Here is a 24,325-nt window from a genome sequence, read left to right as displayed (position 1 = left end):
TCTGCTCCTGACGGTTCTTGTTCTCGAGGGCTGAAGTGTCGAAGTAGTGCCGTCAGGCCGGCCGAGCGACGATCACCGGCACGCGGGCGGATTGAACGACCGCGTTGCTGACCGACCCCAAGAACGTGCGGGTTAGGGCATTGCGGCCGTGACTGCCAAGCACGACAAGCTGTGCAGATTGCGATGTTTCGACGAGCGCGCGGGCTGGCCTATCGCAAACGAGGAGCTTGGTCACAGTCACGTCGGGATGGCGTTCCTGCCAACCCGCCAGCGCCTCGCTCATCAGGCGCTCTTCTTCTGCCTTGACCGACGGCCAGTCGACACCTGGAAGTTCGATGAGCTCTCTGTCGCTCCATGCGTGCAGTGCTATCAAGCCGACGTGGCGACGCGAGGCTTCGTCAAATGCGATCTCAGTAGCTAGCTCTGACGCCGATGAACCGTCCACTCCCACCAGAACAGGAGCACTCGTGGGATGCGGCATCCGCAGTTCGCCGTCATGGATGACCGCCACGGGGCAACGGGCGTGCCGCACGAGCCCCGAACTGACCGAACCGAGCAAGCCGCGAGCCAAAGCGCCGCGCCCGTCCGTGCCGACGACGATCAGCTCCGCATCTTCGGACCGGTCGACGAGCGTCGGGCCGGGGGCCGAAAACTCCAATTCGCCATTAATGGTGATCGGCGAAGCATCGTTCGCAATGTCATGGGCGATCTTCGACGCGTTTGCGAGAATGCCACGACCCTCAGCCTTCTGCCATCCCGCCACCTCTTCTAACACCTTGATCTGCGACCAGTTGCGAGCTGCGGGATCTTGCACGTGGATCAGGGTCAGGGGTACGCCGCGTATCACCGCGTCGTGAGCTGCCCATCTAACAGCGGCGTCCGATGCGGGCGACCCGTCGACGCCGACGACGATGCCGCAATGCTTTGTCGTTAAGGACATTGTGATTACCTTTCGTCAAGCGCAAACGCTATGCCGCGTCGCGACGCCCGTCGTGAGGCTTTGGTCCTTCCTTCGACGGTCGTTCGGCCTTCTTCGTGGTTTACCGCCCATCGAAGCGCGGCCTCGGCTGTGCGGATTCGAGGCGGCGGTTATGAGCGCGCCGGTCACGGATTGCACCGTCGCCACTGTCTGCCGAGCGCGCGTGTTAGCAGGGTCGCAGGTCCTTAGCCCAAGTGACGACTGACGCAAGGACTGCCACATAGAAGCAGCATTACGTTCGCGTTCTTGCGATCTCGATCTTCGGGAGCCGTTTACGGTTTGGTCCTGAGCGCCACAAGCGCGGACGTCCTCCGCTCGGGGAGCTCTGCGTCCACCAGACGGCCTCGACAATGCCGGCGCCCAGTAAACCAATTACCAGTGCGGCGGCAGTCAACTCGACGTTGGACGGATCCAGTCCGAACTCATGCTGCGTCCACGGGATGCTGAATATCGCCACATAGGCCGCTCCCGACAGCGCGACCAATGCCAGTCGCCACCAGGAGTAGGGCCGGGCCACCACCGCGAGCACCCACACTGCGACCACCAGGAGGGTGATCAATGCCGACGTCGATGCCTGCATCTGATCGATCGGAGTGGCCTCGCCTACCCAAAACGCCAGCAGATAGCAGCCAAACGTCGCGCTGCCTGCGACAGCGCCATTCGGCACCGCGACCACTATCACCCGGCGTACGAAACCGGATTGCGCGCGCTCATCGTTGGGCGCCAGCGACAGGATGAACGCGGGAATTCCGATAGTGAACCAGGCCGCGATGGTGACCTGTATCGGCTCGAACGGGAACATCAATGATCTAATGCCTAGAGCTTTGGCGGTCAGGCCGTTGACACCGATCAGCAAGGCCAACAGCACCGAGTAGACGGTCTTGGTCAAGAACAAGTTGGCTACTCGTTCGATGTTGCCGATCACGCGGCGTCCTTCACCCACCACGTAGGGAAGCGTGGCAAATTTGTTGTCTAGCAGCACAATCTGGGCCACAGCCCGCGACGCCGGACTTCCCGCACCCATGGCGACGCCGATGTCGGCATCCTTCAGAGCCAGCACGTCGTTGACACCGTCACCGGTCATCGCCACTACATTGCCGCGAGATTGCAAGGCGCGCACCATTGCACGCTTTTGCTCCGGGCGCACCCGTCCGAAAGCGGTGTAATTATCTAGTGTTTTGGCCAGCTCTTCTACGTCGGTAGGCAAATTCCTGGCATCGAGTGCCTCGCCGTCAAGACCCAGCTTCGAGGCCACCGCACCCACCGAGACGGCGTTGTCGCCCGAGATTATCTTCACCGAAACATGCTGCTCAGCAAAATATTCCAGCGTTTCGCGGACATCGGGACGAACCCGTTGCTCTAGCATGATCAACGCCACAGGGACGACATGGCCCGGCGCATTGAGATGGTCGACCGGCAGGTCGACGGACCCCAGTAGCAGCACCCGCAGGCCCTGTGAACCGGCCGCCTCGGCCTGCTTGGCGACCGCTGACGACTGGTCCAGCAGCACGTCCGGTGCGCCGAGAATCCAGTTGCCATGCTCGCCATAGGACACCCCGCTCCATTTCGTGGCCGACTTGAACGGGGCGCTCGCGGTGACGGTCCAGCCCGGCGGGTTGCGGTAGGCGTCGCCGATGGCCCGGATGCTGGCGTTGGGGCGCGGGTCGTCGGCCGCCACTGATGCCAACACATCGATGATCGCCTCCTTGTCGGGCGCGGAATCCAACCGTTGCAGGGCGGCCACCTGCATCCGGCTTTCGGTCAGCGTGCCGGTCTTGTCGGCGCAGACCACGTTCACCCGCGCGAGTCCCTCGATAGCGGGGAGTTCCTGCACTAGGCACTGGCGACGACCCAGACGTACGACGCCCGCCGCGAATGCAATCGACGTCATCAGCACCAGGCCTTCGGGAACCATCGGGACCAGCGCGCCTACCGTGCGCAGCACCGATTGTTGCCAGCCGACGTGGGCGGTGAACATCTGCGTGTAGATGATCAGCAGCCCCGCGGGAATCAGCAAATAGGTAATGAACTGCAGAATCCGGTTGATCCCGGCGCGCAGATCCGAACGCGCCAGCGTTAGCTTGCTGGTCTCCTCGGTCAGTCGGGCAGCGTAGGCGTCGCGTCCCACTTTTGTGGCTCGGTAGGCGCCGGCCCCGGCGACGACGAAGCTTCCGGACATCACCGTGTCATCGATCCGCTTCATGACAGGGTCAGCCTCGCCACTAAGTAGCGACTCGTCGATCTCTAGATCGGATTGCTCGAGCACCACTCCATCGACAACGACTTGATCCCCGGGCCCGAGTTCGATGATGTCGTCGAGCACCACTTCGCTGGGCAATAGTTCACGTGTCCCTTTCGCCCGGCGTACCAGCGGTTTGGTCTGTCCGATGATCGCGAGCCTTTCCAGCGTCTTTTTGGCTCGCAATTCCTGAACCATGCCGACGACGCTATTCACGATGATCAACAGCCCGAACAGCCCGTTGATTAACGAACCAGTCGCAATCACGATCGTGAACAGCACAGCCAGGATCGCGTTAATCCGGGTGCATACGTTTGCCCGCACGATGTCGGACGCGCTACGGGTCGCCCGGCTCGGGACATCGTTGACCTCACCGTCGGCGATCCGCTGGGCTACCTCAGCGTCCGTGAGCCCAGTGGCTAGTGACGGGGTCATGAAGCGCAAGCCTACGGAAAAGCAATTAAGTGACCGGCAGGTTCGGCGGACGAGAAGTCCATCTTTTGCAGACACCATCGCAGCCTCGCGCGCCATAACTCGCCAACACTATGGTGGAGCGCCGGGAGATAGACGACATTAGTCCCTTACAGAACGGGCCCTTTGCCCCAGCCTCGATCAGACGGCGGCCGATACGCTTCGGCCATGACTTACGTGATCGGCCAAGCGTGCTTAGACGAGCTCGGGCCGCTAGGGGTGGACACACCGCTGGTCGCTTCGTTGCCTCCACAGTGCAGCGGTCACGACCATCGTTGCGATGAGCCGAAATGACAAAGCCGGCAACAAAATACGGAGTACTGGTCGGCGTCGACGGGTCAGTTGGCTCCGATGCCGCTGTTCGCTTTGCCGCTCGTGAAGCGATGCTGCGCAGGGCGCCGCTGACCCTATTGCACGTGGTCTTTCCGGCCCCAGACTGGGTCACAGCCTCCAGGCAATTAGAGATCGCTGCGGCGCGGGAGGAGAACGCTCACTATGTCCTCGAGCGCGCGCGCAAGACCGCCGCGGCCGCGATAGGTGAATCCGCTTTGCTTGACGTACATACCGAGGTCGTCTATTCGACCGTCGCGTCCATATTTATCGGGGCTTCCTCGGGGGCCCAAATGGTCGTGGTGGGCTGTCGGGGGACGGGGGTGCTGGGCCGTCTTGTGCTGGGCTCCGTGAGCGGCGCGATGGCGCATCATGCGCACTGCCCGGTCGCGGTGATCCACGACGATGACCGCTCGGCCGCTAGTGACGCGCCTGTTTTGGTGGGTGTGGACGGGTCGCCGGCCTCAAAAGGGGCCATTGAGTTGGCCTTCGACGAAGCGTCGCGTCGTAGGGTGCAGCTTGTCGCGTTGCACGCTTGGAGCGATGATGGGGTTTTCCCGACCCTGGGCATGGACTGGCGGAAGTATGAAACCCAAGGCGCACAACTCCTAGCTGAACGCCTTGCCAGGTGGCAGGCGCAATTTCCCGACGTGCAGGTTCAGCGACGAGTCGTCTGTGGCAAGCCTGCCCAGTGGCTCATTGACGAATCCCAGCGCGCTCAACTCGTGGTGGTCGGCAGCCACGAGAGCGGCGGATTTCCCGGCATGCTATGGGGCTCGGTGAGCTTCGCTCTTGCGCATTCAACACGGACCCCCCTGATCATTCACCGACCCGGGGGCGCAAATGAGTTATCTCGCCAACGAACACCGGTGCGCTCCGACATTTTGCATCTGCACGCATAGCGCGGTTTGCATCTACCCAGCACCGATCAGCGCTCGGGTGGTAGTCGAAGATTCACCACCTGCCAAATCCAATGAACCTGAACACCTTGCCGCGGGGGAGGTTTCCCGCCGTCCACCCGATGACGTCGACATCACACTGGCGGCCGCTATCCCACCGCGACGCACCGAGGCGCCATTACATCTCGCGAAGTGTACCCGCCGACTACGTCGCTCTGATGGGTGTCCGCGGGAGTGTGCTGCGCCAATTGGGTCACCACCGCGACTGCAAGAAATTGTGGCACAGGCGGTTTGGCGGCATACGCGAGATCGTGACTATATGGTCGAACTATGAGTGCAACAGCGGTCGGCTTGCGAGCTGGCTCAAACAGACTCTAGTTGGAGTTCAGCCAGATCGACGCCAAGGTGCACAACGCCACTCTCATAGCTCTTGTGGTGTGGATGCAGGCCGGGTGCTTCCGGTCATGCTCAGCCGCCTGGGTATTCCGCAAGTCGCTACTAGGATCGGACGATCAGTACCGAGCACTCGGCGTGTCCGAGGACGGGGTGACCATGTGGCCCAATAAGACTCGCGACCTGATCTGTATCGGTGCGGCCGATCACGGCGAGTTGTATCTGGCGATCGCCCACACTAAGAAAATCGGCGATGCCGGTTCGGGTTGCGGCAGCGTATAACCGTACGCTGCGATAGCGCTGCTCCCAGACGTGCACCCGCCGGTCCAATTCGTCATAAGGCATCTCACCGAGGTCTTGTCGCCACACCCCAAGCACAAGCACCGGCGCGTGACGCAGCTGGGCCTCTTGGATCGCCTGCTCGACAACGTCGTCGTTTGCGGGTGAATCGCTGACCGCGACCACAATCAAGGAACTGCCAGGCTTCGGCCGGCTCTGCTGTGTGCGAGTGATCGCGACCGGGCAATGGGCGGCTTCGGCGAGCTCTGCGGCCGTGGAGCCCAGAAACGTTCGCGCAAAGCGTCCGATCCCCGTTGAACCGACGCAGACCATCGCGGCGTCACGGGATTCGGCGATAAGAGCCGTCGCCGGATCGCCTCGCAGAATCGCAGTCTCGACTTTGACGGGGTGCCCGCTAGCTGTCACCGCAGCGGAGGCAATCCGGAGCGCGGTCTCCGCATATTCAAGCTCTATCGGGACATTGCCCACGGACGCGAGTGGGGATGGCTCGGCCTGGTGCGGGATCACCGCGGCTAAACGCAGCGGAACCTCTCGGCTGACAGCTTCAGCGACAGCCCATTTCGCGGCCCGGATCGCTGCTTGCGAGCCGTCGATGCCGACGACGATCGGCAACGGTGGTGCGGTCGAATCGCGCATCGCTATTCCCCATAACCCCTGAGTCGCAGAACTTCGGAGAGTAGGCGCCGCGGTGTGGGCGGCGGCACTTTCTCGGTGACGGGTACCGCGCCCGCACGGATGAGGACTTGCGGCACCGCGTCGTAGTCCATGAGCGACCGGATGAGGTCGCGGGCGGCGTCGACCTCGGTGAGGTGCGTTATCGGGCAGGTTGCCAAGCCGGCCATCGTGCATTCCAACAATGTTGCGGATAGCGCTTCGCCGGCGGCCAACGCGTCGGCGCGAGTGTCGTCGTCGGTGGACAATAGCAGGACCTTGGCGTGGTCCTCGGGAATTTCGAGGCGTCGTTCGGGTCGATGAGGGGCGGGGAATACCCGCCCGATACCGACTCGGTTACCCTCGGCCGCCGAGACAAGGGCACTGTACGGGATTCCCTGCCATGACTCGAATGGTGCTGTCCACCAGCACAGTTCGTTTTGGTAGCGAGTGTCGTAGGACCTGAACGACTCCGCGATTTGAGCTGCCTCTTTGAGGCGCGGGTGCAAATCGTCGGCGATGACCTCCAGGTGTACGGCTTGCCGGTTGGCGCTGCTGGCCACCACAGCTTCGATGGACTGCCATTCCGTCACTGCGCTGAACGGCAGGCGGTCGGTGCGCCGTACCCCGATGGCGCCGGCGAGCCTCCGATCTCGCTCGGTCACAAATTCGGTCGGCATGAACTCGATCGATGCCAGGTGACTGGGACTGTTGGGATTGGGAAACCGGTCGATGTGCGACTGCCACCCGGCCGCGGCCATCGCTACCCGCAGATGGTCGAGGGCAGCGCCGCAACTGATGAGCGCTTCTCGTGCGGAGTGGTCGGTGTCCATTACTCGGCTTGGATCGAGAAATAGCCGGAGTTGCCCACCGTTGAACAGCCACTGCCAGGGCTGGCTGTTGTGTAGTGACGGTGCGCGGCACGCTGTCCGCACCGCGTCCTCGATGACTTTGGTTTCCACCGCGATGGTAGGCATCTTCGACCTCCAGATCGTTACCTGCCTTCAGGATCGTTGACGACGGTTAGCGGTGGCAGGGCCATAGGTCCCTGATCCGGGCGCCATTGGGCAACGCCCGGTCAGGCCGTCACCGACCACCGTGTGCACGCACAAAATCGGCTACGACATCCGCGGTTGCCCATGTCATCCGGGGCCGACGAAGCCGAGGTCGCGACCGGTGATTCAACTGCCGTAGCGCGAATCGCTTGCCGAAGTCCAAAACCGGGTTGAACAGATCGCGGAGCGCCGCGATGCCGATGGGCAGGGCGTGGCACGGGAAAGCCACCGCCGACAACCTCGCAAAATGCTTCGTATGCCGAGGGTATCGGAGGCAACCTCCCCAGTCGAGACCAGCCCGGGCAGCGAGACGGTACTGCGACGTTCGGTGCCGTTATGCGAATATCACGTCCGAAGGACCGAATTTCCCTGCGCGCAACTATGATTGGCGCGCGACGATCACCGGCATCCGAGCGGAGTGAGCCACCGCGGTGCTGACCGAGCCCAGCAACATCCCCGCGAATCCACCCCGTCCATGGCTGCCGACGACCACAAGTTGCGACGACTCTGACTGCCTGATGAGGTGATAGGTCGGATGGTCACATTCGACCATCCGTCGCACCCTAACGTCGGGGTAGCGCTCTTGCCAACCGGCGAGGCGCTCGGCGAGGATCTCGTCTGCGGCCGGTTTCATCGCCGGCCAGTCAATGGCAGGGAAATCGTTCACCTCGACGTCGCTCCAGACATGCATCGCGATGAGATCGACGCCTCGCGACGACGCCTCCTGGAAAGCGATCGCGGTCGCCAGCTCCGATACCGGCGAACCGTCGATGCCAACGAGGACCGGTGCCTCGGCTGGATGAGGCATCAGCGGGTCCTCGTCGTGAATTATTGCGACCGGGCAGTGCGCGTGGCGGATCAAGCTGGAGCTGACCGATCCGAGCAAGCTGCGCGCGAAGGGCCCTCGCCCCCGGGAACCGACGACGACCATCTGTGCGTCCTTGGACAAATCGACCAAGGACGGAACGACGGACGCGAACAACAGCTCGCTTTCGATCTGTGTCGGCCCACGATCCCGACTTGCGCTACGAGCGATCTCGACAGCTTTGTCCAGGAATTCTTGGCCCCGCTCAACTTGCCATCGCGCAAAGGATACCGACGTCGCTAGCGGCGGCTGATGTATCCCAATGGGTCGGACGGCATGCACGATGGTGAGACGAACATTGCGCATCGCAGCCTCACGCGCTGCCCAATCGACCGCATACTTTGCGGCGGGGGATCCGTCGACGCCGACCAAGATGCCCGAATGACTTATCGGAGTGGACATTACATCTCCTCAACTGGTGTGGCGACCTCTACGGCCGCCGCTGTTTTAAGAAAAGCCGATCATTGCGAACTGTTCCTGCGCCCACCGTCATCCTCGACGAGGGATCGAATCTCTCGATCCCACTGGGCGTTCTGCATCCTTTTGACGTGGGCATGGACCACGTCAACCACGTGCGCGACCGCCACCGCGACGATCAACCACCCCACAAGTGCCGCGGTCCATGCATCCCTATCCGCACGTGCCACTGGGGTTGGTTGATCCACTTGATTGCCAGTACCATCAACCCAGATCTGCAGCGGTGCGCCGGCTTTGACTGCGTCCCGGGTGGCGATCACGTCGGCGTGGTTGATGCCGTCGACCTGCCATCGGGCATGCACCGTGGAGGCTGTTGTTTCGGCTGCACCTGCCGGTGCGCTGTCGTCAACGGCGTTGGCCACCAAGGCATGTCGCGTTCGAGCCTGTTCAAGATACTTCTGCGTCTCGGTGTCGTGGATCATCGTGCCGGCTACTCCTGCCCAAGCGGTGGCGATGACAACCACTAAAACGCCCAGGGCGGTGACCGCCGCTTCGACACGATCGCTGGTCCGCATGAGGGGATTGCGGCTGAAAAGCCGAAGGACCGGCCACGTCATGGGCCGGATCACGATACTCTCCATAACAACCTCACCTGGGGGTTAATTGCGACGTTGTATACAGCGTCGCGATTCAGAAATCCCGCTCGTAGAGTCCAACGTCCACTGGTCAAAGGGCCTATGGCACCTGTGCTATCGCCGACCTCTGCATAGCGTCATGGCTGTTGATGTCCTAGTCGGATCAGGAGCAGCCAATGAACAACGTAAAGTCACCCGGCCCCGTTGTGGTTGGCGTCGACGGTTCCGACGCGGCCATCGGAGCCGCCGAATGGGCAGCCAGGGAAGCGATTCATCACGATGTCCCGCTTCGGCTCGTTCACGTCATCCAGATCCCTGACGGGCCGATGAGCTCCGATCCTGCTGATGCTGCTGAGCATGACTACGCCGAGAGCTCTTTGCGTACAGCTCGTTTGGCAGTGGAGGCGACCGGCCTGCCGGTCAAGATCGACACAGCGGTGCTCTACGGCGATGTCGATCTTGCCCTGATCGCCGAGTCGAGCAGCGCCACCCTCATCTGCGCCGGATCAGTGGGTATCGGCCGGGTGGCCAACATGATGCTCGGCTCGACCGCAGCGATCCTCGCCGAACAAGCGCACTGCCCGGTGGCGATTATTCGGCGCGACGAGAAATCGCCACCTTTTGAGGCCGGCCTGATCGCGGTGGTCGTCGAAGACAGGCCCGGCAACCGCGACGTCGTGCGTTGCGCGATGGAGGAGGCTCGAGTGCGACATGCCCCCGTGCTTGCCTTATGCGTCGGGCGCAGAGCGCTTTTCGAGAGAAACCGAGACAAATTCTACCGGCGCCTCGATGGCTTGCTACGGCGTTTCCCCGACGTCGAGGTTGAGGTCGTGACGACGCGACTGGGTGTGACGCGATATCTCCAAGAGCGCATCGGCGCCGTTCAACTCGTCGTTATCGGCCCCGAGGATGCCGGCCGGGTGGCCCAGTTAGTGGGTCCGCACGGCCCGCCGATCCTTGCCCACGCCGACTGCTCCGTGCTCATCGTGCGTGGCACGGACCACTGAATGCTTAACGCCTGAACTGAGCCCTTTACGAATGCGTCGTAGCCTCTGACCGTGACGCACCAGCACGCTCGAGCTGTCACCGCACACTAGGTAGCGCAGCATGGACATCAAGCCGGAACAGCGGATAGCTGGAGGTCGAACCCGTGCCGGCCGAACCGGTCGATCGCGACATCGCGAATCCGGGTGCGCGCCTGCTGATCGCTTGTGCTCTCGGGCGCAGCCCCGAGTGTCTGAATAGACAAACGTGTCCTCCTGAACTGGTAGTGGTGCTCCGCTGTTCGGCGTCGTACGTGCCCGAAACATAAAGCCGGCGAACGCATCGATCTAGGGCCATTGGACTTCGGGAGCCCGCTGCCGAAATACCTTTCGTGCTGGGACTTCGGCCTGGCGAGAAACGCGACCGAAGCACTTCCAACCGGTTTCGTTCGGCTCTACTGGCCGCATCAGAACGTCTGGTCAGATCAATTCAAGGCTGATCGAGGAGGCCACGATGAGGTTCATCCACCTGACGTTGCATGACCGCCATCGGGATGTGCTGTCAAAGACGACGATGTACTACGTTACCGATCGGTTGCATGACGGGCGCGCAGTCCAGGTCCCTGGCCATCAGATTGCCTCCATCGTGTCAGCCTGGCTCGCGGAGCTGGGCGCCGACAGTCCTTTGGTTGAAGATCTCGCACGAGCGGCCTGCCTGGGCGACTGGGCGTCAGCCTGCGCTGTCGGTGACCAGTTATCCGTAGGTGTGAGCGTTGCAGCCGCAGCTTAGTTCCAGCGAATCTCGGACATCGGGCCGGTCCTGGCACAAAGTCCTTGTGGATTGGGGTCGTCGTGCTCTCGTGCGGCCACTTTGAATGCGCAATCTTTGACATGAAGAAGTCTTACGAGAGGGGACCACAGCCATGAACGCACGCTTTCCCGATGCCGGCACAGTCCGCGCTGTTCTGGCTCTGGCGTCTCGAGCTCCCTCGGTCCATAACACGCAGCCGTGGCGGTGGCGGGTGGGTGCGGAGAGCCTGCATCTCTACTCTGACGTGAGCCGGCAGCTGCCCAACGCTGACCCCGATGGCCGCGATCTCATCTTGAGTTGTGGTGCGGCGCTGAATCACTGTGTTGTTGCTTTGGCAGCGGTTGGGTGGGGAGCCAAGGTGACTCGTCTGCCGAATCCGGCTGACCCCGAGCACCTTGCCGCGATCGAAGTGTCTTCCTGCTCGGCGGACACCCTCGATATAGGGCTTGCCGCGGCGATACCGCGGCGGCGCACTGATCGGCGCACCTATAGTTCCTGGCCGGTGCCGGTGGGTGATATCGCCCTGATGGCTGCGCGGGCCGCTCGAGCTGGGGTGACGCTGTGCCAGGTCGACGACGTCGACAAGTTGCATAAGATTGTGGCTCAATCTGTTTGGGATCACATGACGCACGATTATCTTGTGGAACTCACTGCGTGGAGTGGGCGCTACGCTTCCGTCGCCGGCGTTCCGGCCCGAAATGCGCCGGTATCGGACCGAAACGCGAAGATCCCGAGTCGACACTTTGCCGGTCCGGTGCTGGCTATGACACCGGGCTCGTCACCGGCCGAGGACAGTGCCGTGATTCTTGCGCTGGGCACTCGGACCGACGATCGGTTGGCGCAGCTACGCGCCGGTGAGGCCACCAGCGTCGTCCTTCTCACCGCGACATCTCTGGGCCTGTCCAGTTGCCCGGTCACAGAACCACTGGAGACGGCTGAAACGCGCGAACTGGTCCGGTCCGACATCTTCGGTGACACCAGCTACCCGCAGATGCTGCTTCGGGTGGGGTGGGCGCCGATCAACGCGGACCCATTGCCGTCGACACCGAGGCGTGAACTCGACGAATTCGTCGAGTGGCTGGCTGATCGCGAACAGGACATCGTCTAAGTAGGTCCGGTCGATCGAATGGGTTTCGGAGCGGGATGGCAGGCCGCCGCTGCCGAATCGCTCTATGCCCTGCCGTGTTCGGTGGTCCCGTGAGGTTCATTTGATGACTACCGGCCATACCGCAAGGGGCCGAAAGGCTCTGGATGCCACAGCCGCGGTGATCGACGATTGTCGTGTTCACTAAGCACCGGAATCGTTGGGGTTCAAGGAAGTTATGATGGATACGTTCACATTAGACCCACGCTGCTGGAGGATCGGTCGCATCTTTGGCCGCAATCCGTTGCTGCGGCGCACCGATCGCATCGAGGCCTTAGTCATGTTGGTCGCGCTCGTTCTCTCGCTAATCGCGATACCCGTCGCCGCCGCGGTGGGCATTGCCGTCTACGAGGTGCGTGACAGCCGCTTTACTCAAGAAGGTCGTGACCGACACACAGTCGTGGCAACGGTTCTCGAGACCGAGACCGAAGGCGCACGTTCGACTGTTGTCCACGCGCGGTGGCCGGCCGCGGCTGGCGAGCGCACCGGTCCACTTCAGCTCACCACTCAGGCGAAGGTGGGTGACCGCATTGAAGTCTGGGTGGACAAAGATAGCAATCCAGTGGCCCCACCGACCCCGACTTGGCATGCAGCGGGCGACGCCTACGGCGCCACACTGGCGGCATTGCTCTTTGTGGCTCTCACGATGACTTCTTTCGTAACCGGCGTACGTTCACGACTTGATCGAGAACGCCACGCGCAGTGGGAGCGTGAGCTCAGATGCCTGGAAGAAGACGGCGGCCGAACCAACCAGCGCTGACCATTGGCGGGCCTGAGGTCACGGGCCAAGGCCTCTATACAGCGCATGCGAAGTGGGCGGATGATACGTCGATGAACGGTCACGGTGAAGGGCCCGATGCTGCGTTGTTAGATACGGCCGGGCTGCAACGCCTTATCGAGGTGCTGCTCGAGCGAGGCTATCGCGTGGTCGGTCCTACATTGCGGGACAACGCGATCGTCCTGGCCGAACTGGAGTCGGCAGCCGATCTGCCGCGCGGCTGGGGCGTCGACGTGGCGCCGGGACATTATCGGGTGCGCCGTCGCGGCGACGAAGCGGCATTCGGGCACTCGGCCGGGCCGCAGTCGTGGAAACAGTTCCTACACCCTCCCCGGGAGCGACTGTGGGCCGGTACCCGAGACGGGGCCGGCAATGAACAATCCGAAGAGGAGGTCCCGCGATACGCATTCCTCGGAGTGCGGGGGTGCGACCTGGCCGCAATCGCAACCCTCGACCGGGTCCTGGGTCGCTCCGAGTACCCAGACAACTCCTTTGTCAGCCGCCGGCGGCAGATCTTTGTGGTCGCGGTGAACTGTACAGAACCGGGCGGGCTGTGCTTTTGCGCATCGATGGGCACCGGCCCCGCGGCCGGGCCCGGTTACGACCTCGCTCTGACAGAGCGCATCGAAGATAACGCGGTGTCGTACCTTGTCGACATCGGTAGTCATGACGGCGCCGATGTGCTTGCGGAGCTGCCTCGCCGGTCGGCCGACAGTGACGAAATCGCTTGCGCTCGTGCCGATGTCGAAGCCGCAGCAGGTAAGATGGGCCGCCAGATGCCGAACACGGATCTGCGAAACCTGCTGATTGAGTCACGCGAATCGCCACAGTGGGACGAGGTTGCCAGTCGCTGTCTAACCTGCGGGAACTGCACGATGGTGTGCCCGACGTGCTTCTGCACCAGCACCGAAGACATCAGTGACTTGACCGGTGATCACGCCGAACGTTGGCGGAACTGGGCGTCGTGTTTCGAGTTCGATTTCAGCTTTGTCCATGGCGGCGGCAGCGTTCGCCAGTCCGGCGCATCGCGGTACCGGCATTGGCTAACCCACAAATTGGGTACCTGGCACGACCAGTTCGACATGTCGGGCTGTGTCGGCTGCGGCCGATGCATCGCCTGGTGTCCCACCGGTATCGACATCACCGAAGAAATGAACAAGATGGCCGACGATGACTGACGGGGCGACCAGCATTGAACCGTTGGCCTCCGCGATGGCGCCGATCCCGTATCGCGTGCGCAGTCGCGTCGTGGAGAGCCCCGACTCGGCGACGTTATGCCTGGATCCGGTCGGCGAGGTATTGCGGTCACCGGAGCCGGGCGAATTCATGATGCTCTACGCGTTCGGTGTCGGCGAGGCAGCAATCTCGATCAGCGGTGATCCCACCGTCACCGACGGCTCGATCACACACACAATCCGCGCGGTCGGCGCGGTCAGCCGAGCCTTGCACGATGCCGAGCCGGGCACTGTTCTCGGGGTGCGGGGTCCATTCGGCACCGCCTGGGGTTTGGCCGAGGCCGCCGGTCGGGATTTAGTCATGGTCGCCGGGGGAGTGGGGCTGTGCCCGTTGCGGCCGGCGATCCTCGGCGCGCTGGCACAGCGGTCACGCTACGGCAAGTTGACGCTCATCGCGGGTGCGCGGTCACGGGCTGACTTCGTGTTCGCCGCTCAACTCGAGAAGTGGGCTAAAGAGCCGCAGATCGAATTACATCTGATCGTCGACGCGCCGACACCAGGCTGGAGCGGTGAAGTCGGATTGGTTACTGCGCCGTTGAGACGGCTGGCGTTGAATGCCGATCGCACCACCGCATTCCTGTGTGGCCCGGAGCCGATGTTGCGCTTCGGCGCCGACGCCCTTGTGGCTAAAGGCGTAGCTGCCCATGACATTCGGGTGGCACTGGAACGGAACATGCAGTGCGGGGTCGGCTGGTGCGGTCACTGCCAACTGGGTCCGCTGCTGCTGTGCCGCGACGGGCCCGTCGTCGGTTACGACGTCGCTGGGCCCTTGCTTCAGATCAAGGAGCTTTAGATGAGTCCGGCCACGCTGGCCGTGTGGAAGTTCGCTTCCTGCGACGGTTGCCAGCTGACGCTCCTGGACTGTGAGGACGAATTGCTCACCCTCGCGAACAACGTGGAGATCGCGACGTTCGCCGAGGCGTCCAGCGCAATGGTCGGCGGCCCGTACGACGTGTCGCTGGTCGAGGGCTCGATCACCACCCTGCGCGACGAGCAACGCATCCGCGATATCCGAGACCAGTCGAAGCTGCTTGTCACCATCGGTGCCTGCGCGACGGCTGGGGGAGTGCAGGCACTGCGCAACTTCGCCGACATCGCCGAGTTCACCTCGCTGGTCTATGCCAATCCGGAATACATCGACACGCTGGCGACCTCGACACCAGCGTCGGCCCACGTCAAGGTCGATTACCAATTGCAGGGCTGCCCGATCGACCGCGGGCAGCTGCTCGACACCCTTGCGGCGCTGCTGATCGGACGCAAACCGCGGTTGCCGGCCAAGACGGTGTGCACCGAGTGCAAACTCCGCGGGGTCACGTGCGTCATCGTCGCCGACGGCACCCCATGCCTGGGCCCGGTGACCCACGCCGGCTGCGGAGCGCTATGTCCCAGGCATCGGCGTGGCTGCTACGGCTGTTTCGGCCCGTCAGCGGTACCGCAAACCGCGACCTTGATCCCGCTGCTGCGCCGCGACGGGATGTCCGACGGCGACGTCGATCGGGTGTTCTCGACATTCAACGTCGCCAGTTTCACCGCCGAGCGGAGCAAGCAGTGACCCCGGTGGCCCGCACGCTGAGCGTCGGCCCACTGACGCGGGTGGAAGGCGAAGGCGCCCTGCACGTCACGCTGAATAACGGTGCGCTGGACAGCGTTGAGCTCAACATCTACGAGCCGCCAAGGTTTTTCGAAGCGTTCCTGCGCGGACGCGCGTACACCGAGCCGCCGGACCTGACCGCGCGGGTCTGCGGAATCTGCCCGGTCGCCTACCAGGTCAGTGCCTGCAACGCGATCGAAGACGCCTGTGGTGTCCAAGTCGATGAGGATCTCGTTGCGTTGCGACGGTTGCTGTATTGCGGCGAATGGATCAACAGTCACGCTCTGCATATCTACCTGTTGCACGCGCCGGATTTCCTTGGATATTCCGACATCGTGGGTATGGCGCGCAACCATGCCGCGGCGGTCGAGCGTGGACTGTCGCTGAAGAAGGCCGGTAACCAGCTGATTGAGTTCGTTGGCGGGCGGGCGATACATCCCATTAATGTTCGGCTAGGCGGATTCTATTCTGTTCCAACCCGATTGGAGTTCAGGCCGATCGCCGAGCAGCTACGTCGAGCGTTGGACAACGCGCTGGCAACGGTCGAGTGGGTGTCCGGGTTCGAGTTCCCCGACCTCGAACTCGAGCACGAGTTCTTAGCACTCTCGGCATCCGGAAGGTATCCGATCGAAAACGGCACCATCGCGCGTAGTGCCGGGCCACCGTTTTCGGTTGCCGATTTCACCAACCACGTCGTCGAGTCGCAAGTGCCGTACTCCACCGCCCTGCACGCGACACTCGATGGTGGCCGCCATCTGACCGGGCCGCTGGCGCGTTACTCGCTGAACTCGTCGGCCCTATCACCGATAGCAGCGCAAGCCGCAGCTCGAGCCGGACTATCAGCAGAATGCCGAAATCCCTTCCGCAGCATCATCGTCCGCGCTGTCGAAGTGGTCTACGCGATCGAAGAGGCGCTGCGAATCATCGACGAATACCAGCGTCCGTCGCGCCCGTTCGTAGACGTTCCGGCCCGCGCCGGCGTCGGACATGGCGTCAGCGAAGCGCCCCGCGGCCTGCTGTATCACCGATACCGGATCGACGAGGACGGGCTGGTTTCCGCGGCAACGATCATCCCGCCGACCTCCCAGAACCAAGCCGCGATCGAGGCCGACTTGGGTCGCATCGTTTCCGACAACCTCTCTCTGGATGATGCCGCGCTGACCGCACTGTGCGAAAAAGTGATTCGCAGCTACGATCCCTGCATCTCATGCTCCACGCACTTCTTGACGCTGACGGTGCAGCGCGGGTGACCGGTGGATGCTAGAGGAATTGTCGTTGTCGGCCTTGGCAATAGCTACCGGAGCGACGACGGCGTAGGCGTCGCCGCCGCGGCGGCGATAGACGATCTCGCGTTGCCCCATGTGCGTGTGGTCACTCGCGTCGTTGAACCATTGAGTCTGCTTGAGGCGTGGTCGGGTACCAAGCTGGCGGTGGTGATCGATGCCGCTGTCGTGACTCCCTCAACGCCTGGCCGCGTCCGCCGGTGCACCTCGGGTGATGTGGTTAGTGCGGCTGAGGGATTGAGTTCGCACAGACTCGACGTCGGCCGCACTCATGCGCTGGGTCAAGTCCTTGGACGAGTGCCCGACGCGCTCGTGATATTCACCATTGAAGCGGCCAACACCGATCATGGCACTGGTTTGACCCCGCAGGTCGCCGCTGCCGTGCCCGAAGTGGTCGGCATGGCAGTGGTCGAAATCAAGGGCTACTGAGGCCCAGCGAGGCGACGGCGGCGCCGCGACGCCGGATCTAGATTCGTTGGCCGGCGAGTCTGTCGGTCGCGACGTATCGCAGCAACGCACCGACCCCGTCTACAGGTGCGATCCGGTGGTCGGCCCGAACCAATGAGGCGCCAACCGCGATTGCGGTGAACGGCAACGCCTCATCGGCCCTTGCCACACGTTCCACCGGTTCGCCCAGCTCGGACAATCGGTCTGCATCGGGCGCGATCGTGGTGAGCGCTTGGCCGGTGACTACGGTCGCGTCACCTAGCTCACCGACCACCAGCGTGTCGACGTCACCGTCACGCAGCGCCGCGCATACGGCAGTGAAACCTTCGGCCGCCAAACCCGACGCGCGCCCGATCTCGGCTTCAAACCGATCAGCGATGTCGGTCATCTCGATGCTGTGGCGCCGAGCGAACTCTGCGGCGGTCAGGCGCCGGATCTCTTCCTCGTTGATACCGCTCTTAGGCACTTCGGCATGTAATGGCGATACCCGTTTGGCCACGCGCTCCGGCAATTCGGAAATCACGCCTGAGCGCGAACGAACCTCGCCGCACATGAACACCACCTCGGGATCCGCTTCGTCCACCAGTCGCGTCAGCTGATCGGCGATCGCCCGCCAGTTTCTGCGGACGGCTTCCTCGGTCCTGGGCTGGAAGTCGCCGTAGCCGTTCCAGCCGGCAGTGACCGGCTTATGTACCGGGTACCCGGCGCCAATGATGCTGGTGGAACTCCTGGTGTTCTGCTCGTACAGGGTGACGTCGGCGCCGGCGTGATCAACCACGGCAAACACGTAGGTCGGCCGCCGCATCTCGAATTCGATCAACGGCACGATGTACGGGTAATCCGACAGGCGGACCACCGTAGCCGGCGGTGGACTGATCAAATGCTCGTTGACCAGCACCTGATCGCTGGTCACGATCACCGCGCGGCCCCGCCGACCCACGGATGTGCGATGATTCAGCACGGCTTCCTCGAGCGTGCCCACGAGTTCCGCACTCGCGCCGCGAGTCTCGAGATATTTTTGGATATCGCGCCACCTCACTACGAGTTCCTCGGCCGCATCTGCGGTGTCGTGTGAGTCGTCGAAATACACTGAGGCAAAAGGGCCTTCTGCTCCTACCAGCCACCTGAGGCGTTCTGATCGCATACTGTCCATCTCCAATGATTCTTCTGGTCCTTGCTGTTCACCGCGCGGCCATCGGCCTTAGATCATTGACCCTTACGACTTATTTGCCGCCTACCGCCTGGCCGGCGCTTCGCACCACGCTGCGGACGAACTCGATCCGCCCGGTGACCAACTCCTCAGTTAAGTCCAGGGCGGCGTCGATGACGTTCTTGCGTCGCGACTCATCGGATACTTCGCCACCCACCTGATCGACGAACTTGCGGACGGCATCGATGGCCTGCTTACGGCTTGCCTCGACCGATTCGAGCACGTCGTCAGACAGTTCGGCCCAGCGTGACTCACTCGGTGTCTGTGTCATTATCGATCTCCTCAAATTTGGCGATATGACGCTGCAAATCCTTTCGCAGCGAACGGCAACCTATGCCAAAAGGAACGCTATGACCCTCTGCGCCACCGACGCGAGTGCCTAAAGTCCTTCCTCACCTAATCTTTCGTCCCCAATCGGGGCGTCGGTGACCAGTGCGGTTGTCGACCAGGGACTTTCATGCCGGGGTGAAGTTCGCCAGGACTTAAGGGACACGTTGGCGTGGTGGCCGAGGACCATAGTTCAATCTGTTGCCGGGCGCCCCATTAGATGGTGGCCGCTCTGCCGCTCCTACGACCTCCAAGACACTCTTCACTTCGATACCGCCCCTTAGCCGGAGGGTCTCAAGCCCCCTCCTTGGGATTAAGGACTAAGGACTCTGTTCGCTGCCCGGCGCATGCAGCAGTGTCGGTGATGAATAAGCACGTGGATGGGAGAACTCGGTGAATTCAATGACAACGGTGCCGACGGATGTGTTGGCACGCACGGTGGCCTTAGCATGCCGCGCCCCTTCGTATCACAACAGCCAGCCCTGGCAGTGGATCGCCAACCGCGACGGGCTCGACCTTTTTTTGGATCCAAGCCGATTAGTGCAGACCGATCTCAACGAGCGCCAAGCGCTGATCAGCTGCGGTGCAGTCCTTGATCACCTGCGAGTCGCGATGGCGGCTGCTGGTTGGCGAGCTCACATTGATCGCCTCCCCGACAGCAAGAATTCGGAGCACCTCGCCTCGATCAGCTTCACCGAGATGACTGTAGTAAGCGACGGAGATCGACGCCGCGCCGAAGCTATCGTCAAGCGCCGCACCGATCGGCTGCCCTTGGGTCCGGTCATGGACTGGGCCGGCTTCGAAACCGCGCTGCGGAGCCGGCTCGACGACACCATGGCTCTGGTGGACGTCGTGAGTGACGCCGATCGAAGCGAACTCGTCGAGGCTACCTATTTGACCAACGTATTGCGGTTCTACGACACCAATGACTTCGAAGCACTGCATCGGTGGACGGCGCCTTTTGAGGCGAGTGAGGGCATTCCCTACGACTCACTGGTATCAGCGGCTGAGGGCGAGCGCGTTGACGTCGGCCGTAAGTTCCTGCCGACCCATCACCCCGAACGCCGTCCGCAGGTGCCTAACGATTTTTCTACGATCCTGGTCATCTCCGCGCATGAACACACCCGGCGCGACACGCTCGGCTGCGGAGAAACGCTGTCGACGGTGTTACTGGAAGCCACCGCGGCCGGACTGGCCAGCTGTACCCTGACCCACGTGACGGAGTTGTCCGTCACCCGACACCTCATCGAAAGGGTGACCGGACGGGCATTCCCGCAGGTGTTGGCCCGGATCGGCTGCGCGCCTGAAAACGAACACTTCCCACCGCCGACCCCGCGCCGCTCGCTGGCCGATGTGTTGACTATCAAGCCATAGCAAGCCTCATGGCCGGGGTCCTGCCGCTCGGGCGCCTTTTGTCCGGACACAGCGTCGAAATCTCGCAGCGACTTGTCAGTTCGTAGGAGTCGGCTCCCGGGGGCGGCACGTGCATCTCCAGCCACAGCACGAGGGTTGCTCGCGGTCGCTTTATTCGCTCACTTGCGCTTGAATGGTGCCGTCAGTCTGCGGTTCGTCGCCTGGAAGACGTTGCAGGGCAGCTGAATTTGCACCTTCGATAAGCAGCAGGATCGTAGCCAGCCGCGGCGCGCGGACGCAGCCTGCTCAGATATGGGTGGACTGCTCCATCGGCGGCGAGCCGAATTGGAACCGCCGGCCGGTGACTGTTTGTGGAATAACCCGCACGTAGTGCGTCTTGTTTTCGGGCGCCGTCCACGATATTAGCTGTGCACGTTCGGCGTTCTCGAGCTCTTCTCCGGTACGAAGCGAGCGCGCAGTGCCTTTGACGATCACGCTCCAGCCTTCGGCGACGTTATGATCGTCGACCTCGAACAACACCTGATTGTTTATCGCGGTGCTGACCAACTTGGTGCCCTCCGCGGTGCGGAAGAGGATTGTTCGGCGTTGAACGACGTAGTTGACCGGGAAAATCTCGGGTCGACCGTCAACGCTGGTGACGAGCCGGCCGAGCGTCACACCTGCCAGCAGATCCCAGCATTCGCGCTCCGCCAAGATAGTGACCCCGTCTTCGTTTTGGGTTTGATACGTCATAGCGAAGAGGCTATCGATGAAGCGGGGGATTTGCGCCTGCCGAAAGTCCCGTCTCGCAGGGACCAAAGGTGCAGCCGCTTAGCTCGGCATTCCTCGCGATAGGCTTCCCGCGGGGTGCGCGTGACGACATGCATTGGCGGAGTGGCGAATCGGACTGATTCCGGGTGCACACCTGTGCGCTGTGCTACTGCAAGATTACCTGCGGATCTGCAAGACTTCGTCCAACGGACGCCGCGGCGTCGGTGCTGGAAGGTTTTCTAGTGGCGGTGCTAGCCCCACGCGGATCAGCACCTGTGGCTCGCCTTGTTCGTTGATCAGGGTTCGCACGACGTCGCGGCTTTCGTCCACCTCGATCAGATGGGTCAGCGTGCAGGTCGCCATGCCGGCCATGGTGCACTCCAGCAGCACAGTCGACAGCATCTCGCCGCACCGCAGCACGTCCGCCTTACTGTCATCTGGGGTAGACAGCACGAGAATTTTTGACCGGTCCACCTTGACCTCGAGACGCCGATCGTCGTGGCTTCTGATCGGGAATTCGCGTCCCACATCGACGCGGTAGTGTTCTTTGTCGGACGCTAGCGCGCTCGGGGGTATACCCTCCTTGACTACGAATGGCGAAGTCCACCAGTCAAGTTCGGCGTGGTATGACCAATCGTCGCGGCGAACAACCTCGGTGCGGTATGAAGCTTCGACCAACAGTGGCCGCGCGTCGTCGGGGAGCACGTGAAGTGTCACCGGGCTGTCATCGAACATGTGTCGCAGGACAGGTTCGTAGGAGTCCCAAAATGTGGGCCAACCCAGCGGAAGCCGATCGGTTCTGCGTTGCAGAATCGCTTCGGCGCGGTCGCGCTGGGTGTCGGTGACGTGATCTGTCGAGCTGAATTCAATCGATGCCAGCTGGCCGGGGTCATGCGGGTCGGGAAGCCGTTTGATTTTCGCGTGCCAACCCGACGCCCGCATCGCAACACGAAGGTGATCGAGCACGGCGCCGCAACTGATGATCGCGTCTCGACCCGAGTCGTCTGTGCCTGGAACTGTTCGGTAACGATCGTCGAACAGGCACAAAATCGTGCCCTCGGCTACCCAACGCCACGGCTGGCTGTTGTGCACGGATGGAGCCCGGCAAGCCAGTAGCACCGCGTTCTTGAGAACTTGGCTGTCCAGCGTCGCATGCATGATGGTCACAACCTCTTGCCGAGCTTCCGGGTTGCCATCGACGTTAGGGAGGCGGCGGCACTGGTGACTAGGGTCGTATGTCCCCGTCGGCAAGGGCCGTTCGCCAGGAAACGCTGCTGTGCCAACGCTCGACGACGACGACCCACCGAACATGTCGCGGACGGCCCTATGAACGGTCTAGCAGCCTGGCAGGGTCCAATGACCTGACGCTGAGGACCAAGGACTCTGGCGTCAGATGTTCGGCTGCCAGAGGGTCGTAGCTATACAGGAGGAAGGTGAAGCGCAATGACCCAGACCATGGCGGACACCGGGGTGATCAAGACGGCAGTCGAATTAGCCTGTCGTGCTCCCTCGCTGCACAACAGCCAGCCTTGGCGGTGGATCGCTGGCCCGACGAGTGTCGATTTGTTCGTTGACCCGCATCGAACAATCACATCGACTGACAGGTCAGGTCGCGAAGCGATCATCAGCTGTGGCGCGGCGCTCGATCACTTCCGGGTCGCGATGGCTGCCGTTGATTGGACCACGAACGTCGCACAGTTTCCCAATCCGAACAATCTCGACCACCTCGCCTCGATCGACTTCACTTCGGTCGAATACGCGTCGCAATCCCGGCGCGAGCTTGCGAACGCGATACTGCGTCGCCGAACCAACCGACTACCCTTCCGAGCGCCAAAGCACTGGCCAAGGATAGAAGCCTTGCTGCGCAGCTCATTAGGAAACGATTTGGTCACCCTTGACGTATTGACCGACGATGTGCGACCGCGGCTGGTGGAGGCTTCTAGACTCACCGAAGTCCTCCGCCGCTATGACGACCTATATCACCATGAACTACGTTGGTGGACAGAGCCGTTGAGGGACTCGGAAGGGATACCCGCAAGCGCGCTGGTGTCAGAGTCGGATAGCCGCCGAGTCGAACTGAACCGCCGTTTTCCCGCCGACCGGTATTCTGAGCGAAGTTCTGCGGGCACCGACGACCAGGCGAAGATCCTCGTGTTGTCCACACCCACAGACACGCGTGTCGATGCCCTTAATTGCGGCGAGGCGCTTTCAACGATCCTGCTTGAGTGCACGCTGGCGGAACTGGCAACGTGCCCGGTAACGCACATCACGGAACTGAATGCCAGTCGCGACGTTATTCGCGATCTGACGAGTGGTCCCGCAGCGGTACCCCAGGTCTTGATCCGCGTCGGCATCGAACCTCCCGACGAGTTGACTCCCAAACCGACGCCGCGGCGACCCTTGAGCGAAGTGTTTGCGATTCGTCGCTAACCCATCACCTCACCCGGAAGACGCATCTTGCAACAGGCACACAAGTGAAGCCGACCCTTTCTCGACCCGCATGAGGGAAAGAGTGATAAAGGCTGAAGGAGTGAGACAAATGGACATAGGTCAGGCAGCAACACCTGCGATGCTTTTCCGCGCGCAGAAATCTGTCGAACACACGATTGCTGAGCCTCCTGCCGAAGCGCGGTCATCGCACCCTGATAGATGCGGTCTTCATCGGAGGATTCCTGAACGTAAGCAGCTGAATTGGTGTCAAGCATTCATCATCGCCAGTTCGCTCTGGCCGCTTCTTGGAAAGTCTTTCAACAAGCCGGCAGGCGGATTGGCAGCAACAAGCGGACATACGAAGGACGCGCTTTCGTCACCGGTCGTGTGATGCCTAGCAATCGCGTGTCATCCGAGAGGCAGCGGACCGTGTCAGTAGATGACTTCGGGCCCTATCCCGTGCTGCTCCCGACCGAAATCATAGGACAAACATAACGACTCGACTCGAGCCGTCTACATGGCAAAGGATGTGAAATGGCTACCACGTCAGGCGATCCGCCTCAGTTGACTGATTCCGACGTAGATGGGTTGGCGTGGAAATTTTTGAACTCGGCCTACGCTGACAAAACGTATGCCGATTGGCCGCTGGATCAGCGCCTCGACGGATTTCTAGGGCGGCAGGGATTGCGGCGTATCGCTGAGGACGGCGATGCATACGGCCGGGTCCT

At 62.2% G+C, this 24,325-nt stretch carries 22 protein-coding genes; 12 read left to right on the top strand and 10 right to left on the bottom strand.

The window, feature by feature from the left end; translation table 11 throughout:
• Positions 1-52 precede the first annotated feature (52 nt).
• Positions 53-940, bottom strand: coding sequence for a universal stress protein (locus MRAB57_RS00350; protein WP_077085792.1), 888 nt, complete (start codon positions 938-940; stop codon positions 53-55).
• A gap of 271 nt (positions 941-1,211) precedes the next feature.
• Positions 1,212-3,653, bottom strand: coding sequence for an HAD-IC family P-type ATPase (locus tag MRAB57_RS00345; protein ID WP_077085791.1), 2,442 nt, complete (start codon positions 3,651-3,653; stop codon positions 1,212-1,214).
• A 326-nt stretch (positions 3,654-3,979) separates the two neighbouring features.
• On the opposite strand from MRAB57_RS00345, the gene MRAB57_RS00340 reads away from it, so the two are divergent.
• Positions 3,980-4,921, top strand: a complete 942-nt coding sequence (locus MRAB57_RS00340) for a universal stress protein (RefSeq protein ID WP_077085790.1) — start codon at positions 3,980-3,982, stop codon at positions 4,919-4,921.
• Between the two features lie 495 nt (positions 4,922-5,416).
• Here the strand turns inward: MRAB57_RS00340 and MRAB57_RS00335 are convergent, their stop codons facing one another.
• The 4 genes from MRAB57_RS00335 to MRAB57_RS00320 all read right to left on the bottom strand — a co-directional run bounded on the left by MRAB57_RS00335 (position 5,417) and on the right by MRAB57_RS00320 (position 9,240).
• A complete protein-coding gene (locus tag MRAB57_RS00335) occupies positions 5,417-6,247 on the bottom strand; it encodes a universal stress protein (protein ID WP_077085789.1) in 831 nt (276 codons plus the stop codon).
• Between the two features lie 2 nt (positions 6,248-6,249).
• Complete coding sequence (locus tag MRAB57_RS00330; protein ID WP_077085788.1) at positions 6,250-7,239, bottom strand: Acg family FMN-binding oxidoreductase; 990 nt, start codon at positions 7,237-7,239, stop codon at positions 6,250-6,252.
• Positions 7,240-7,696: 457 nt separating this feature from the next.
• Positions 7,697-8,584 carry a universal stress protein gene (locus tag MRAB57_RS00325; protein ID WP_077085787.1) on the bottom strand — a complete coding sequence of 296 codons (888 nt, stop codon included), beginning with the start codon at positions 8,582-8,584 and terminating at the stop codon, positions 7,697-7,699.
• A gap of 59 nt (positions 8,585-8,643) precedes the next feature.
• The gene (locus MRAB57_RS00320; protein ID WP_077085786.1) at positions 8,644-9,240 is read right to left on the bottom strand and encodes an Rv1733c family protein; all 597 of its coding nucleotides are present in this window, start codon (positions 9,238-9,240) and stop codon (positions 8,644-8,646) included.
• A gap of 170 nt (positions 9,241-9,410) precedes the next feature.
• On the opposite strand from MRAB57_RS00320, the gene MRAB57_RS00315 reads away from it, so the two are divergent.
• The 9 genes from MRAB57_RS00315 to MRAB57_RS00275 all read left to right on the top strand — a co-directional run bounded on the left by MRAB57_RS00315 (position 9,411) and on the right by MRAB57_RS00275 (position 17,488).
• A complete protein-coding gene (locus tag MRAB57_RS00315; RefSeq protein WP_077085785.1) occupies positions 9,411-10,241 on the top strand; it encodes a universal stress protein in 831 nt (276 codons plus the stop codon).
• A 490-nt stretch (positions 10,242-10,731) separates the two neighbouring features.
• Positions 10,732-11,007 carry a hypothetical protein gene (locus tag MRAB57_RS00310; RefSeq protein WP_077085784.1) on the top strand — a complete coding sequence of 92 codons (276 nt, stop codon included), beginning with the start codon at positions 10,732-10,734 and terminating at the stop codon, positions 11,005-11,007.
• 133 nt (positions 11,008-11,140) lie between these two features.
• Entirely contained in the window at positions 11,141-12,136 is a 996-nt protein-coding gene (locus MRAB57_RS00305) for an Acg family FMN-binding oxidoreductase (RefSeq protein WP_077085783.1), read from the top strand.
• Between the two features lie 217 nt (positions 12,137-12,353).
• Positions 12,354-12,932, top strand: coding sequence for an Rv1733c family protein (locus tag MRAB57_RS00300; protein WP_077090295.1), 579 nt, complete (start codon positions 12,354-12,356; stop codon positions 12,930-12,932).
• A 71-nt stretch (positions 12,933-13,003) separates the two neighbouring features.
• Complete coding sequence (locus MRAB57_RS00295; protein ID WP_077085782.1) at positions 13,004-14,128, top strand: 4Fe-4S dicluster domain-containing protein; 1,125 nt, start codon at positions 13,004-13,006, stop codon at positions 14,126-14,128.
• Positions 14,121-14,978, top strand: a complete 858-nt coding sequence (locus tag MRAB57_RS00290) for an FAD/NAD(P)-binding protein (protein ID WP_077085781.1) — start codon at positions 14,121-14,123, stop codon at positions 14,976-14,978. Before MRAB57_RS00295 ends, MRAB57_RS00290 begins: the two co-directional genes overlap by 8 nt.
• A complete protein-coding gene (locus tag MRAB57_RS00285) occupies positions 14,979-15,737 on the top strand; it encodes an NADH-quinone oxidoreductase subunit B family protein (protein WP_077085780.1) in 759 nt (252 codons plus the stop codon).
• Positions 15,734-17,026: a Ni/Fe hydrogenase subunit alpha gene (locus MRAB57_RS00280; RefSeq protein WP_077085779.1), complete on the top strand. Its 1,293-nt coding sequence runs from the start codon at positions 15,734-15,736 to the stop codon at positions 17,024-17,026. Before MRAB57_RS00285 ends, MRAB57_RS00280 begins: the two co-directional genes overlap by 4 nt.
• A 3-nt stretch (positions 17,027-17,029) precedes the next feature.
• Positions 17,030-17,488 (top strand): hydrogenase maturation protease, encoded by a 459-nt coding sequence (locus MRAB57_RS00275; protein WP_077085778.1) that lies wholly within the window; start codon positions 17,030-17,032, stop codon positions 17,486-17,488.
• Positions 17,489-17,525: 37 nt separating this feature from the next.
• Here the strand turns inward: MRAB57_RS00275 and MRAB57_RS00270 are convergent, their stop codons facing one another.
• The gene (locus tag MRAB57_RS00270; RefSeq protein WP_077090294.1) at positions 17,526-18,650 is read right to left on the bottom strand and encodes an Rv2629 family ribosome hibernation factor; all 1,125 of its coding nucleotides are present in this window, start codon (positions 18,648-18,650) and stop codon (positions 17,526-17,528) included.
• A gap of 79 nt (positions 18,651-18,729) precedes the next feature.
• Entirely contained in the window at positions 18,730-18,987 is a 258-nt protein-coding gene (locus MRAB57_RS00265; protein WP_077085777.1) for a hypothetical protein, read from the bottom strand.
• Between the two features lie 458 nt (positions 18,988-19,445).
• On the opposite strand from MRAB57_RS00265, the gene MRAB57_RS00260 reads away from it, so the two are divergent.
• The gene (locus MRAB57_RS00260; protein WP_077085776.1) at positions 19,446-20,417 is read left to right on the top strand and encodes an Acg family FMN-binding oxidoreductase; all 972 of its coding nucleotides are present in this window, start codon (positions 19,446-19,448) and stop codon (positions 20,415-20,417) included.
• A gap of 285 nt (positions 20,418-20,702) precedes the next feature.
• Here the strand turns inward: MRAB57_RS00260 and MRAB57_RS00255 are convergent, their stop codons facing one another.
• Together MRAB57_RS00255 and MRAB57_RS00250 are read right to left on the bottom strand one after the other, a co-directional pair.
• Entirely contained in the window at positions 20,703-21,149 is a 447-nt protein-coding gene (locus MRAB57_RS00255; protein ID WP_077085775.1) for a pyridoxamine 5'-phosphate oxidase family protein, read from the bottom strand.
• Between the two features lie 195 nt (positions 21,150-21,344).
• Entirely contained in the window at positions 21,345-22,325 is a 981-nt protein-coding gene (locus tag MRAB57_RS00250; protein WP_077090293.1) for an Acg family FMN-binding oxidoreductase, read from the bottom strand.
• 285 nt (positions 22,326-22,610) lie between these two features.
• Here MRAB57_RS00250 and MRAB57_RS00245 point away from each other — a divergent pair, with 285 nt between their 5' ends.
• Positions 22,611-23,597 (top strand): Acg family FMN-binding oxidoreductase, encoded by a 987-nt coding sequence (locus MRAB57_RS00245; protein WP_077085774.1) that lies wholly within the window; start codon positions 22,611-22,613, stop codon positions 23,595-23,597.
• The last annotated feature ends 728 nt before the right edge of the window (positions 23,598-24,325 follow it).

The sequence above is a fragment of the Mycobacterium rhizamassiliense genome (genome assembly GCF_900157375.1).
GTDB classification, from domain to species: Bacteria; Actinomycetota; Actinomycetes; order Mycobacteriales; family Mycobacteriaceae; genus Mycobacterium; species Mycobacterium rhizamassiliense.
The sequence above is the reverse complement of the archived record's forward strand: the minus strand, read 5'-3'. Positions and strand labels throughout refer to the sequence as shown.